The organism is Streptomyces sp. NPDC058195, from assembly GCF_042883525.1.
Taxonomy (GTDB): Bacteria; Actinomycetota; Actinomycetes; order Streptomycetales; family Streptomycetaceae; genus Streptomyces.
In genome coordinates, this window is sequence record NZ_JBHVVM010000022.1 from 56214 (window position 1) to 69292 (window position 13079).

The 13079-nt window shown below is 69.9% G+C and carries 11 protein-coding genes; 6 read left to right on the plus strand and 5 right to left on the minus strand.

Annotated elements, in window-relative coordinates; all coding sequences use genetic code 11:
* Nucleotides 1-15 precede the first annotated feature (15 nt).
* From ACFVWY_RS25145 to ACFVWY_RS25155, 3 genes are all read right to left on the minus strand, one after another.
* Nucleotides 16-1233 carry an MFS transporter gene (locus ACFVWY_RS25145; protein WP_389876470.1) on the minus strand — a complete coding sequence of 406 codons (1218 nt, stop codon included), beginning with the start codon at nt 1231-1233 and terminating at the stop codon, nt 16-18.
* A 665-nt stretch (nt 1234-1898) separates the two neighbouring features.
* Nucleotides 1899-3194 (minus strand): sensor histidine kinase, encoded by a 1296-nt coding sequence (locus ACFVWY_RS25150; RefSeq protein ID WP_389876471.1) that lies wholly within the window; start codon nt 3192-3194, stop codon nt 1899-1901.
* Nucleotides 3191-3847, minus strand: coding sequence for a response regulator transcription factor (locus ACFVWY_RS25155; protein ID WP_389876473.1), 657 nt, complete (start codon nt 3845-3847; stop codon nt 3191-3193). The genes ACFVWY_RS25150 and ACFVWY_RS25155 overlap by 4 nt, the downstream gene beginning before the upstream one ends.
* 166 nt (nt 3848-4013) lie before the next feature.
* Here ACFVWY_RS25155 and ACFVWY_RS25160 point away from each other — a divergent pair, with 166 nt between their 5' ends.
* Genes ACFVWY_RS25160 through ACFVWY_RS25175 form a run of 4 tightly spaced genes read left to right on the plus strand, consistent with a single transcriptional unit; the run spans nt 4014 to nt 7603 of the window.
* A complete protein-coding gene (locus ACFVWY_RS25160) occupies nt 4014-4538 on the plus strand; it encodes a hypothetical protein (protein WP_389876474.1) in 525 nt (174 codons plus the stop codon).
* A gap of 1 nt (nt 4539) precedes the next feature.
* Nucleotides 4540-5688 carry a peptidoglycan-binding protein gene (locus ACFVWY_RS25165; RefSeq protein WP_389876475.1) on the plus strand — a complete coding sequence of 383 codons (1149 nt, stop codon included), beginning with the start codon at nt 4540-4542 and terminating at the stop codon, nt 5686-5688.
* Nucleotides 5685-6413 (plus strand): ABC transporter ATP-binding protein, encoded by a 729-nt coding sequence (locus ACFVWY_RS25170; protein ID WP_389876476.1) that lies wholly within the window; start codon nt 5685-5687, stop codon nt 6411-6413. The genes ACFVWY_RS25165 and ACFVWY_RS25170 overlap by 4 nt, the downstream gene beginning before the upstream one ends.
* On the plus strand, nt 6410-7603 hold the full coding sequence (locus tag ACFVWY_RS25175) for an ABC transporter permease (protein ID WP_389876477.1): 1194 nt from the start codon (nt 6410-6412) through the stop codon (nt 7601-7603). The genes ACFVWY_RS25170 and ACFVWY_RS25175 overlap by 4 nt, the downstream gene beginning before the upstream one ends.
* Before the next feature lie 684 nt (nt 7604-8287).
* On the opposite strand, the gene ACFVWY_RS25180 is transcribed toward ACFVWY_RS25175, so the two are convergent.
* A complete protein-coding gene (locus ACFVWY_RS25180; RefSeq protein ID WP_389876478.1) occupies nt 8288-9505 on the minus strand; it encodes a cytochrome P450 in 1218 nt (405 codons plus the stop codon).
* Nucleotides 9506-9801: 296 nt separating this feature from the next.
* On the opposite strand from ACFVWY_RS25180, the gene ACFVWY_RS25185 reads away from it, so the two are divergent.
* Nucleotides 9802-10869, plus strand: a complete 1068-nt coding sequence (locus tag ACFVWY_RS25185; RefSeq protein ID WP_389876480.1) for a methyltransferase — start codon at nt 9802-9804, stop codon at nt 10867-10869.
* Nucleotides 10870-11729: 860 nt separating this feature from the next.
* Here the strand turns inward: ACFVWY_RS25185 and ACFVWY_RS25190 are convergent.
* Entirely contained in the window at nt 11730-12218 is a 489-nt protein-coding gene (locus ACFVWY_RS25190) for a hypothetical protein (RefSeq protein WP_389876482.1), read from the minus strand.
* 334 nt (nt 12219-12552) lie between these two features.
* Between ACFVWY_RS25190 and ACFVWY_RS25195 the strand changes: the two genes are divergently transcribed.
* The gene (locus ACFVWY_RS25195) at nt 12553-13059 is read left to right on the plus strand and encodes a GNAT family N-acetyltransferase (protein WP_389876484.1); all 507 of its coding nucleotides are present in this window, start codon (nt 12553-12555) and stop codon (nt 13057-13059) included.
* The last annotated feature ends 20 nt before the right edge of the window (nt 13060-13079 follow it).

Below are 13079 nucleotides of genomic sequence, written 5' to 3' on the forward strand. Positions count from 1 at the left end.
CCTGACACCGTGTGGCTACGAGGCCCTGGGCCAGGAACGCCGCCCCGCCCAGTGGGCCCAGGCCACCAGCACCATCAGCGCCGCTGTCATTCCGCCCAGCACCATGACCGTCGAGGGCGAGGAACGGTCGAGCACGGCCCCTCCGACCAGGGCGCCGAGGGAGATGGTGGCCTGAAAGGAGGCCGTGAAGAGGACAGCGGACACCTCGGCGGAGTCGGGCGAGGCCCTGGCGAACCAGGTCTGCGAGCAGACCGGAACGGCTCCGTACCCGACGCCCCAGACGATCAGCAGTGCCACCGCCGCGACGTCCGACCAGCCGAGGACCGGGAGGAGCAGGGTCGCACCGGCGATCAACCCGGCGGCCGCGGCGAAAGTCGCCCGTGGATAGCGCCCCACCGTCGATCCGCCGAGGAAGTTGCCGACGATTCCGGCTGCTCCGTAGGCGAGCAGGCAGACCGTGATGAGAGCCGGACTCGCATGGGTCGCCTGCTCCAGGAAAGGGGTGATGTAGGTGTACGTGCCGAAGTGAGCGAGCACGATGAGGAAGGTCATCACCACGGCGAAGCGGGTAGGGGCGCTCCGGAGCATGCCGCCGAGGACGTCAAGACGCGTCGCCTGGGCGGAGGGGAGCGGCGGGACGACCAGAAGCAGCAGGGCGAGGACGGCCAGCGTGAATCCGCCCATGACCAGGAACGCCGTCCGCCAGCCCGCGACATCACCGATGAACGTGCCCAGCGGTACCCCGAGTACGGAGCCGAGCGGTACCGCGGAGAAGATCACCGAGGTCGCGCGGCCTACGGATGCGGCAGGCACGAGCTGGCCGGCGAGCCCGGCCCCGATGGACCAGAAGCCGCCGATGGTGACCCCGACCATGACCCGGGAGACCAGGACCAGCCAATAGTCCGGCGCGACGGCGGCCAGGAGATTGGCCAGCGCCAGCAAGAGGATGAACACACCCAGCATGACCCGCCGGTCGATACGCCCCGTGGCGACGGTGACCAGGGGGGCTGAGACCGCGGCGAGCAACCCTGGCATGGTCATCATGAGACCCGTCATTCCGTCCGAGACGGTGAAACTCGATCCGATCGAGGTCAGCAGGCCGATCGGCAGAATTTCGGTGGTGACGATCGAAAAGATGCCCAGCATCACCGAGATCACAGCCAGCCAGGAAACCAAGGCCGGGCGATCCGACGGTGCGGGAGCGTGGGCAGACGTGGTGGTTGCTGTGGACATGAATCCCGTCCTGGGTTGGGCATCGCGTTCAGAGTGTGATCACTAAGGGCTGTCCCGTAGTCCCTGGTGGATCAGCGTGCGGCGTCAGACGCGGTGCATCGCACGGCGGAGGGACGCCCGAATACTTGATGCATTCGGGCGTTCCGACAACGCGGCGAGGTGCCGTGACTGTCGTCGCACGCCCGCCAGGGATCACGGGGACAGCCCTTAGTCCAGCAGGAACGGGCACCAGCCTCTGGCAGATTCCCGACACCAACGATCAGCCTCCGGCCAGCGCGGGTTCGCCGTCGGTCCGCCCGTGGATGCGCCGCGCTCTGCCCGTGGATGCGCCGCAGTCCGCCCGGGATGCGCACCGTCCCGTATGGTCCATTCGCACCCTGTGGTACCCGACCGGACGGCTCACTGGCTGGCAAGGGGAGACCGGGGCCCGGTAGCGACGCCTCCCGTCGGCCGTCAGGCCCTCCTCGCCCCGGTCCCTCCGCGACGCGGTGACATCCACGCCCAGCTCGCCGCGATCCGTTCCCTGGCCCTGGGCGGGCGTCCGTACCACTCCACGAAGGCGTGCGCCGACAGCACTGCCCGCTCCCGCACGAAGCCCACGACCCGTACGAGGCACGCCCGCTGAAGCCCTCGGTCAGCCCAGGCGCCACCCTGTCCGGTCTGTATCACCCATGAGCGCGAGGCGGGCGAGGACGAGGGTGGGGATCTCCTGCTTGCCCGTCGAACTCGCCTCCTTGCCGCGGAAGTTCGACGCGCACGATGAGGCCGCCCCCAGCCCTGGGCGCGGCGGTCACCCTGCCGTGGTGCGTGACGGTGATCGTCCGGACCACCGCGAGTCCGAGCCCGGAGCCGTTGCCGTGGTGTTCGTGGCCACGATGGAACGCCTCGAACAAGGAGGGGATCTCGTCCGGTGCCAGCACGGGGCCGGTATTGACGACTTCGATGTAGGCCGCGGCGTCCGTGGTCCCGGTGGCCACCGACGCCGTGCCGTCGCGGTGATTGTGCCGCACCGCGTTGGCCAGAAGGTTCAGGGCGACCTGCCGGAGCAGCGCCGGGTCGCCCGCGACCGGCGCGGGTCGCGGTGAGCCGGTGATCCGGATGCCGGCCGTACCGGCCTCGTCGGCCAGGTCCGCTATGGCGTCCCGTGCGGCGTCCGCGAGATCGGCCGGTTGCGGTGCCGGCACTTCGGCCTCCCCGCGCGCGAGCGTCAGCAGCGCTGCGATCAGCCGCTCGGTACGGGCGTTGGCGTCCAGAGCACGCTGCACGGCGGGCTTCAGCCCGGCGGGAACCCGGCCCTGAGCCAGCGGGATCTCCAACGCGGTGCGCTGGAGGGTGAGCGGGGTGCGCAGTTCGTGCGAGGCGTGTGCGGTGAAGCGGCGCTGCGCGGTGAAACTGTGGTCCAGGCGGTCGAGCATCGCGTCGAAGGTGTCGCCGAGTTCGCGGACCTCATCGTGCGGGCCGGTCAGGCCCAGCCGTTCGTCCAGCGTGTTGCCGGTGCTGATCCGCTGGGCAGCCGCGGTGACCTGGCTGATCCGGCGCAGAGAGCGGCGGGCGGCCCACCAGGCGAGCACGGCGGCGAGCACGGTGAAGACGACGAGCATCAGCAAGGACCGCTGCAGGAGGCCGTCGAGGACGCTGTCCTGGAAGTCGTCGAAGGCCTGCGCGGGGTCGACCAACGCGGCTTGGGGCGACCCCGGCGTCCTGGGTGGCTCGGCGACCTCGGCCGGTGCGGCACCGGAGTCCGGGACCGGGGGGCCGGTCTCGGTCATGGCCGTGTCGGTCGTGACGGCGGCCGGCACGACGAGGTCGCGGTACGCCCCGAGGAGCTGCCGGGAACTCAGCCAGTTCAGCAGGAGCAGCCCGCAGCCGAGAATCGCGAAGAGGGCCGTCGTCAGCAGTGTCAGCCGGCCGCGCAGCGGCAGCCCGTGCGGCAACAGGGCGCGCAGCCGCGGGCGGTTCACAGCCGGTACCCGTAGCCGTGGTCGTGGACGATCAGCGGGGGTTCACCGATCTTGCGGCGCAGCGCGTGCACGGTGACCCGGACCGCGGTGGTCGCCGGATCCAGTGCCGTGTCCCACAGCGCTTCCCGCAACTGTCCGGTGGCGACCGGGGCTCCGTCCGCGGCGAGCAGCAGTTCCAGGACACCGAACTCCCGGGGGGTGAGCTTCAGCGGCCGGCCATCTCGTTCGGCGACTCTGCGTACGGTGTCCAGGTTCACCCCGTGCCTGCTCAGCACCGTGCTGGAGCTGCCGCCCGGGGACCGGCGCCCCAGTGCGCGCAGCCTGGCCACCAGCTCCAGATACGAGAACGGCTTGGCCAGGTAGTCATCGGCGCCCTGACCCAGACCGTCGACCAGGTCCGAGAGGGTACCGGCGGCGGTCAGCATGAGGATGCGCGCCGGGTACCCGACCGTGTTCAGCGCCCGGCAGACCGCGTCACCGCTCTGCTTGGGCAGGTCCCGGTCCAGGATCAGGACGTCGTAGTCGGTCGCGGCCGTCAGCTCCAGCGCGCGGGCACCGTCGTGCGCGACATCGCAGGCCATGCCCTCGTCACGCAGACCCTCGGCCAGCATCGCAGCCAGATCGGCCTCGTCCTCGACGATCAGCACCCGCATTCCGCCCCGCTCCGTTCTGCCGCTCCGCGCCCCGCTGAGCCGTGTGCCCACCAGTCTGCGCCCATGGCGGTTAGCCGACGGTTAGCCCGGCTCTGACGAGTGGCTCACACCCGGGTCCGTAGAACTGTCGGACGTCATCGTCGACATCCGACAAGGAGATCGAGAAATGTACGGTCGAAACCGACGGCCCCTCCTGGCGTCAGCCGTCATGGCGGCGGCACTGCTGCTGAGCGCCTGTTCCTCGGACGACTCGGCGCCCAGGGTGGCCGGGGACAACGGCACGGAGAAGGCTGGGCAGCAGGACGGTGCCGCACTCCGGCAGGCCTGGGTCGACTGCATGCACAAGCAGGGGCAGACGGACGTCGGACAGGACAAGGACGGCAACATCACCGTCCCGGCGTCCAACGTCGACGACACGTCGGCCGAGGCGTACGAGAAGGCCGCCAAGGTCTGCGACGCCAAGGTGCCCGGTGTCCAGCAGGTCACTGGGGAGACCCAGGAGAGGCTCGTCAAGCAGGCGCGCGCCTTCGTCGCGTGCGCTCGCAAGAACGGCTACCCGGACATCCCCGACCCCGACCCCAGGTCGGGCATCGTCGTCTTCACCTCGACGACGTTCGACATGGCCAAGTGGGATGCCATGCAGCCGGCCTGCGGCAAGCTCCCGATGCCCGGCTACACGATCGGCGAGTGACATGAGCCGCACCGCCAAGACCGTCGCCCCCACCGACAGCACACCGGTCCGGGCACAGAACAGCCGCCGCGGCATCGTCGTCCCACTGCTCCTGGTCACCGTGCTCGGCGGTACGGGCGCACTCGCCGTGACCCGCCCCTGGGAGCGCGGAGAGTCCACCACCCGGCAGGCGCCCCTCTCCTACGGTGTCGTCGCGGTCGAGAAGGGCTCGCTGTCCACCGGCATCCAGGCCGGGGGCACACTCGGCTTCGACGAGCCCACTCCCGTCGTCGCCACGGGCCGGGGCATGCTCACCGCGCTGCCCGCCGTCGCCACCGTCGTCAAGACCGGCGGCAGGCTCTACGAGGTCGACGGACGGCCCGTGGTGCTGTGGAAGGGCGAGCGGCCGATGTGGCGCGACCTCGGCCCGGAGGCCACCGACGGCCCCGACGTCGAGCAGCTCAAGCGCAATCTGATCAAGCTCGGCCACGCCGAGGGGCTCGGCCTGACGGCCGACCAGAAGTTCACCCCGGGCACCACCACGGCGGTCAAGCGCTGGCAGAAGGCGCTCGGCGTGCCGCAGACCGGCACGGTCACGCTCGGCAGCGTGATCATGCTGCCGCATTCGGCGGTACGCGTACAGCACGTGGGTGCGCAGCTCGGCGCGGCGGTCGGGACCGGTTCAGTACTGACCGTGACCCGTACAGATCTGGTGGCGACGGTGCAGCCCGCCGAGAACCAGCTCTCCCGGTTCAAGCCGAACGGCAGGGTGACCGTGAAGCTCGCGGACGGCGGCACGGTCAACGGCCGCATCCGCTCGCTGATCCGTGGCGGCGCGAACGGCGGGTCGGGCGGCGACGACAACGGCGGCAGCGGCGGCGGCTCGGACAAGACCACGGTCACTGTCGCGTTGGACGCCCAGGACCTGGCCAGAAAGTCCGGCCCCTCCTCGGTGGTCGTCAGCGTCGTCGGCGACAGCGTCAGCGACGCGCTCATCGTGCCGGTCACCGCGCTCCTCGCGCTGGACGGAGGTGGCTACGGCGTGAAGGTGGCCGACAGATCCGGCGCGGCCGCCCGGCTGGTCAAGGTGCGGCTGGGGCTCGTCGCCGACGCCAAGGCACAGGTATCCGGTGCCATCCAGGCCGGCGACCAGGTGGTGGTCCCGAAGTGACGGGCTCTCAGCCATGGCGCGAAGCCCCGGTCCTGGAGCTCACCGGCGTCGTCAAGGAGTACCCGGGCTCGCCGCCGCTGCGCATCCTGCACGGCATCGATGTGACCATCGAGGCAGGCGAACTCCTCGCCGTCGTCGGCCCGTCCGGCTCCGGCAAGTCCACCCTTCTCGCGCTGCTCGGCTCGCTCGACCGGCCCACCGACGGGAGGCTTCGATTCGAAGGGCGCGACCTGTCCGGTCTCTCCGATCCGGAGCTGGCCGCCGTGCGGGCGCACCGCATCGGCTTCGTCTTCCAGCAGTTCTTCCTGCTGCCCGGGCTCAGCACGGTCGAGAACGTCGCCACCGGCCTCCTCTACAGCGGCGCGCCCGTCTCCGTGCGCCGGGCCCGCGCCGCCGAAACGCTCCGCGACGTGGGCCTCGGACACCGGCTCGGCCACCATCCCGACCAGCTCTCCGGAGGTGAGAAACAGCGCGTCGCGATCGCCCGCGCACTCGTCGGACGCCCCGCACTGCTGCTCGCCGACGAGCCCACCGGCGCCCTCGACAGTGTCTCCGGAGCGTCCGTCGTCGACCTGCTGCGCACCCTGAACACCGGCGGCACCACGGTGGTCGTCATCACCCACGACCGCGACCTGGCCGCGTCCTTCCCCCGGCGCATCGGCATACACGACGGCCGCATCGACTTCGACGAACGCGGTGTGGACCCGGCGGGAGCGGCCCTGTGACATCCCCTCTGCGACGCACCCGGCTGCGTCCGACGGACCTGCTGCGCCTTGGCATGATCGGTCCTCGCACCCGGAAGATGCGCTCCGCGCTGTCCGCGCTCGGCATCGCACTCGGCATCGCGGCCGTCATCGCGGTGACGGGCATCTCTCAGTCCAACCAGGCGCACCTGCTCGAACGGCTCGACCAGCTCGGCTCCAACCTGCTCACCGTCGCCCCCGGCAAGGGGCCCGACCAGAAGCCGGTGCCGCTGCCGCCCACCGCCGAGAAGATGCTCGCCAACATCGCCCCGGTCCAGCAGGTCACCGCGACCGGGGCCACCGAGGCACACGTCTACCGCAACGACCTCGTACCGGCGGAACGGACCAGCAGCATCACCGTACTGGCCGCTCGGCTCGACCTGCTCGACGTCCTTCGCATGCACATGAAGAGCGGGCAGTGGCTGGACAGGGCGAGCGAGAACCTCCCGGTGACCGTCCTCGGCGAGCAGGCCGCGCAACGGCTCGGCGTAAGCGCGCCGGGCGAGCGTGTGTGGCTGGGCGGGCAGTGGTGCGTCGTCAAGGGAATCCTGGCACCGCACGAGCTCTCCCCCGAGCTCGGCGCCGCCGCCCTGGTCGGCTGGCCACAAGCCACCACCCGCCTGGGCGCGGACGGCACCGCCGCCACCATCTACCTCAGGACGTACCCGGAGCGCGTCCCCGACGTGCAGGCGGTGGCCGGGGCCACCGCGTCCCCCGCCAGCCCGGGCACCGTCGCGGTCAGCCGCCCGTCCGATCTGTACACGGCACGCGCCGAGGCGAAGAACGCCCTCACCGGGCTGGTTCTCGCCCTCGCCGGAGTCGCCCTGCTCGTAGGCGGCGTCGGCATCGCCAACACCATGGTGGTGGGCGTCATGGAACGCCGCGGCGAGATCGGGCTGCGCCGCGCGCTGGGCGCCCGAGGCGGCCAGATCGCCACGCAATTCCTGCTGGAGGCCGCCCTGATGGGCTTCATCGGCGGCGTAGGCGGTCTGCTCGTGGGCGGCATCACCGTCTACGGCTACGCGTTCGCCCAGGGCTGGCCGGCATCGATCCCGCTCTACACGGTCGTCGCCGGACCACTGGTGTCGGTTCTGGTGGCCGCCCTGGCCGGAATTTACCCATCGCTGCGGGCCGCCAAAGCGTCCCCGACGGACGCGCTCCGCTCGGCCTGACGGCCCGCACGACGAGCCCGGCCACGGCAGCTGATCAGCTGAACACCGGCACGCCTGGTGGGCGGCCCCGCACAAGGGGCCGCCCACCAGGCATTTCGCAGGCAGCCACCCGGGCACCCCGCACCGTCGCTGGGCTCGTGCATAAGTCCTTGTCCTGCATGGCGAATTGGCGGGTGCAACGGTCACGGGGAGCGGAACATGAGGATGGATCGTTCCGGACAGGCTGTGGGAGACAGCGAGGCCGCTACTGCCGTCGGCGCCGGTGCGACGGCTGGGGGTGGGGTCGCGAACCTCGCTGATGAGACGGTCTTCGCCGCGATCCCGTCATGGCCGGTGTCGCCCTGCTGGCCCTGGCCTTCTCCTTCCCGGGCGAGCAGCCGCACCCCCGCATCCGGCAGGCGAATGCGGATCACGCGCGAGGGCCGGGGCCCTTCTTCGCGACGGTGACGCTGCCCACCGTCGCGGAAGCCGCCGTGCCGTTGTGCCGTTGTGCCGTTGTGCATGCCAGTCGGCCGCCTCTGACGTGCACCAGTCGTTCTCGCCCTGGCTCGGCCGCACTGAGCTTGTCGTTCACGGCCTGCGGTCGAGCGCGGCTCGAACTCGCTGAGGGTTTTCGCAGTTCACCGGATGGGGAAGTGAGGTCGTCAGCTGTGCCGGGTGGCTTGGGTGCTCGTGTCGTTCTGGTCACCAGGTGACGGGGAGTTCGGCCACACCTCCGAGCTGGACGTGGACGGCGACGCCCCGTACGCGCTGTGAAGGGATGTCCAGGCTGATCGTGGGGATGCGGCGCAGGAGGGTAGTGAGAGCGATCTCCATTTCGACGCGGGCCAGGTTCTGGCCGACACATTGGTGAATGCCGTAGCCGAAGGCGACATGACGGCCCGCCCTGCGGTGGATGTCGAGGGTGTCCGGGGTATCCCACGTGTCCGGATCCCGGTTCATCAGCATCGTCGAGAAGATGACGCCGTCGCCGGCCTTGATGGTGTGCCCGGCGATGTCGATGTCTTCGGTCGCGACGCGGGGCAGGGCGTCGGTGACGGAGCTGATCCGCAGGAGTTCCTCGACCGCGCCGGGTACCAGCGACGGGTCCTGGCGCAGCTGGTCGAGCTGTTCGGGGTGGTCGAGCAGGGCCAGGACGGCGGTGGAGAGGGTGGTGGAGGTGGTCTCGTTGCCTCCGGTGATCAGAACCACGCATGTCATGGCCAGTGTGTCGAGATCCTGCCCGGTGAGGGCCGGGTGAGCGGCGACGAGGGCGTCGATCAGGTCGTCGCCGGGACGGTGCCGCTTGTCGGTGATCAGATCTCTGAGGTAGTCGAGGAGTTGGGCGAGCAACTCCTCGGGGGTCCGGTCACCGTTCTCACTGGCCGGTGAGAGGAGGCGGGCGATCAGCGTGTCGAGGTGCGGTCGGTCCTGCTGCGGGATTCCGAGGTGGGTGAACGTCGTATCGGAGGCCAGCGGCATGGTGTAGGCGGTGACCAGGTCCGCCCGGTTGCCCCCGGCGAGCATGGCGTCGATCAGCTGCCCGGCGGTCCGCTCGATGGCCGGGCGCCGGGCGGTGATCCGACGGATACCGAAGACGGGCGAGATCCACCTGCGCTGTCGGGCGTGGAGCGGATCGTCCACGCCGATCAGCGGGAGGCCGGACACCTGGCGTGAGGCCATGCTCTCGGTCAGGCAGGGGAACGTGGAGTGCGCGGTGTCGCTGGAGATCCGCGGGTCGAGCAGCAGGGCCCTGCCGGTGTCGTTTCCCGCGACGAGCCAGGCGGTTCTTCCGTCGTACAGCGTCACTGGTGTCAGAGGACGACGCTCACGCAGTGCCCCGTATCCGGTGGGCATGGTGTAGGGGCAGGTGCGTTCCATGGGATAGGCCGGGGTCAGGGATGAGCCGTCGGTGGCTGTCACGGTGTCCTCACTCTCTACGGCCTGGACGGGCGCGGGGAGCGCCCTCCGGTGTGGGCGTGGTGCGTGTGGCCAAGTGCTGTCGGCTACGGGGTGTTTCCTGGTCAGGGTGCCGTCCGGTGTGACAGCTCCTGCTGTTTATCGAGCGGATTCACGCATATGGGGTGCGCTGGGGGTTTGTGTTCGGACGGTGAGCAGGAGGCTGGGACCGTTCCGGTTGCTCTGCTGTCTCGTTGTTCTGTGTGGCGCTCGTCCGGGGTCGGCGGGCGGGAACAGAGGTGCAGAGGGAGGGTGGGGACATGGAGGGGAATGTGTGTCGCCAGGAGGAGGACGCGGAGAGCGGCAAGGGGCTTCTCGTGCTCGCCTCAGGCGGCTGCTTCTCGCGGGCGCTGGGCGTGGCCGCCAGGCTGCGGATCGCGGAGGTCCTTGATGGTGGCTCCATGTCGCCCCAGGACATCGCGGGGCGGACCGGCAGTGACCCGGAGGTGATGCTCCGGCTTCTCCAGACCCTCGCGATGCAGGGGGTCTTCGTGCGTGAGGTGAACGGGTGGTTCCGGCTGGCGGAGAGTTCCGCCGCCCTGCACAGCGATCATCCCCGGTCCGTGCGCAATCACTGCATTCTGCTGGCCGAGACCTACGACGATGCCTTCGCCGGGCTGCTCCAGACCCTCACGAACGGACGTTCCGGGTTCGAGAACGTCTTCGGCATGCCGTTGTACGAGTACCTCGGCCAGGCGCCGGAGGCAGAACAGGTCTTCGACGCCGCGATGGCGGAGTTGGCGCGGCCGACAGCTGCGGCCTTCGCCGAGCAGTTCGACCTTTCCGCGGCCGGGCGGGTGATCGATGTCGGGGGCGGCAACGGCACGCTCCTCATGTCACTCCTGGCCCACCACCCGGACCTCGAAGGGACGTGCGTCGACCGGCCGGGGGTCTGCACGAGGGCGGCGACCCGCATGGCGGAGGTGGCGGACCATCCGCTCGCTGGCCGGCTGCGCTTCCAGCCCGCGGACATCTTCGAGGAAGTACCCGAGGGCGGTGGGGTGTATCTGCTCAAGAACGTGCTGCACGACTGGTCCCCCGAACAGGGAACACGCATCCTCACCGCGGTACGGCGGGCCATGGCCCGGACGCGCCTGGGTGTGCGGGCCAGGCTCATCGTGCTGGAACCCCTCCTCGGCCGGGAGTCGGACGGTGCGCACGCGCTGTACCAGATGCTGCTCTGCGGAAAACAGGTCCGTGGATTCCAGACTGCTGACGATGTCTGGCGGCTTCACACCGCCGCTGGCCTTGAGCCTCTGTCCGTCACGCGCCTGTCCGACGGGCATCACGCGTTCGAGAGCGCGTGCCCCGACGGGCCCCTCTCTTAGCGTCGGCTCGTTCGTGTCTTAGCGTCAGCTCGTTCGTGCCGCCATCGGCCGTGCCGCTCTGCGCCCAGGTGACGACCGCCGGATGCGCGGCCTCGTGCAGGGTGTCGGCAGCGGTGTCTCCTCCGTCGGTGCTGACGATCTGGGTGAGGCAGGCGGCCAGGGCGTGCGGGCCGCCGCCGCTGTAGCCGATGGTGTCTCCATGGGCGTTCTTCCGCGGCAGGATCGACAGGAGGCCCTTGTCGGTCCGGGCCCGGAACGGTCCGTGGCCAGTGATGAAGCTGCTGAGGATGCCGTCGGGGCGCAGCGCGAGCGGGGCGTGTTTCTCGTAGGCCCACTCGTCCCTTTCCCTCTTCGTTCACGCCCTTGCAGTGGGTGCCCACGACAGGAAGCCCGAACTCGCGGTCGCAGAAGGCACGGCGGCACCTGCAGCCCGCTTCGACGATGGGCGCCGTACTGTTCTTGTCCTCCGCGACGCACGGACGAAACAGGTCCAGGATGCCCATCGTTCGCGCGCGCGTGCAGTGCAGCGCGTTCGGCTCGCAGCGCGCGATTCTGCAGAGCCGTTCCCGAACGTGCGGCGTCCGGGCCTGGACCGCTCCGGTGGACACCTCGGCGTTCAACGGGGCCGAGTGCGAGGGCGCGGGAGACGGCAGCGCTCTGCTGGAGGTTGGCGTCCTCGGTGAAGCAGCCCTCCTTGGACCCACGCCCAGGACGCAGCGCCCGAGCAGCGTGACATGAACGTGGCATGGCAGGTGAACGACCGTTCCCAGGAACTGGTCCGCTTCCTTCTCCGCGCTCTCCCGGGCCTGCTCCGCGCTGATAGGCGGAGTTCTCGGGCCGTGGGGCTGCACCCAGGATCCTCAACGCCTTCCAGGCCGCGGGCAGGAGATGCCGGGTGCGCTCTCCAAGCCACCGAGGCCCGTGCGTGCCTCGGTGTTCCCTTCGAGGCCCTGGGAGGAAACGGCGTTCTGCGGGCTGGTGAAGCCGACGACGTAGCAGATGCTACCGCTCTTGGCGAAGAAACCATAGACGGCCTCCGCCCACGCCAGACGCCGCCCCAGCGTGCGGCGTTCGGCCGTCTCCGCGAGCTCCTCGGTGGGGCCTGGACACTTCGTCTGTGCGGAGGTCGGCCACGTGAACGCCTTGCGGCAGTCTCGGCGCGCGTTGTCGGTGGCAAGAGCGAGGATGCCGGGATGACACTGCTGCCGATCCCCGCGCCCGCGTCCCTGCTGGAGGCACGCCGTCTCGACCCCGAAGTCGGCGGATGGGGATTCACGGGCGATCACTCGGTCGCGACGGCGACCGGTGACGCCTGCGTGCTGACCGGCCTGCGCCGCTACAGCGCGCACGCGGCCTGCTCAGTCGGCGCCCACCTGCCGATCACCCAGAAAGCAGCCGTCGAACTCGGCCCGGCCGGCAAGCTCTGGACCACCCGGGCCACCCGGCCGCCCGTAACCTCACCGCCTCCCTCGAACGGCTCCGCGTCGACCGTCAGCTTGAAGAGGCCCTCACTCACGGCACCGACCCGCTCCACCTGGCACTCGTCTTCGGCATCGACAAAAAGACTGCCATCCGCTAAGCGGACTCTGCGCGGGCACTGCTGCAACAGGCAGCCGAGCACTCGACAGTGCCCTCGGCACAAAGAACTTGTCCCGGAACGCGGAGCCTTGAAGAATGACGGCCATGCAGATTCGACAGGCAGGGCCTGATGATGCCTCGGCGGTCGCTGGTGTCCACGTGCGCTCCTGGCAGGTGGCCTTTGCCGGTCTTGTTCCGCAGCACTACCTCGACGCCATGGACCCGAGCCACGAAGAGCCCGGCTGGAAGTCACGTATCGCAGCTGCACAGTGGCCATCTACGGGGGTACTGGTAGCCGAAGCCGAGGCGGGGATCGTCGGGTTCACGAGTTTCAGCGCTTCCGAAGAGAGCTCTGCCATCGCGGAAATCGGCATGCTCTACACAATGCCCGAGGCCTGGGGCACTGGTCTCGGAAAGCAGTTGATGGCGGCAGCGATGACGACTCTCGGACAGGCGGACTACGCACAGGCCGTCCTGTGGGTACTTGAGGACAACAAACGAGCCCGGCGCTTCTACGAGGCCGCCGGTTGGCGCCCCGACGGCGCGGCAGTGGTGGACACCACCGGTGGGGCCGCTCTCAACAAGCTGCGCTATGGCCACCCTCTTGGTTAACCCGCTTACGATCTGGTGCG

Bases quoted from the DNA above. Each gene is read 5' to 3' on its own strand.
- ACFVWY_RS25145 (WP_389876470.1), bottom strand. From the start codon at position 1,233: ATGTCCACAGCAACCACCACGTCTGCCCACGCTCCCGCACCGTCGGAT.
- ACFVWY_RS25155 (WP_389876473.1), bottom strand. From the start codon at position 3,847: ATGCGGGTGCTGATCGTCGAGGACGAGGCCGATCTGGCTGCGATGCTG.
- ACFVWY_RS25160 (WP_389876474.1), top strand. From the start codon at position 4,014: ATGTACGGTCGAAACCGACGGCCCCTCCTGGCGTCAGCCGTCATGGCG.
- ACFVWY_RS25165 (WP_389876475.1), top strand. From the start codon at position 4,540: ATGAGCCGCACCGCCAAGACCGTCGCCCCCACCGACAGCACACCGGTC.
- ACFVWY_RS25185 (WP_389876480.1), top strand. From the start codon at position 9,802: ATGGAGGGGAATGTGTGTCGCCAGGAGGAGGACGCGGAGAGCGGCAAG.
- ACFVWY_RS25195 (WP_389876484.1), top strand. From the start codon at position 12,553: ATGCAGATTCGACAGGCAGGGCCTGATGATGCCTCGGCGGTCGCTGGT.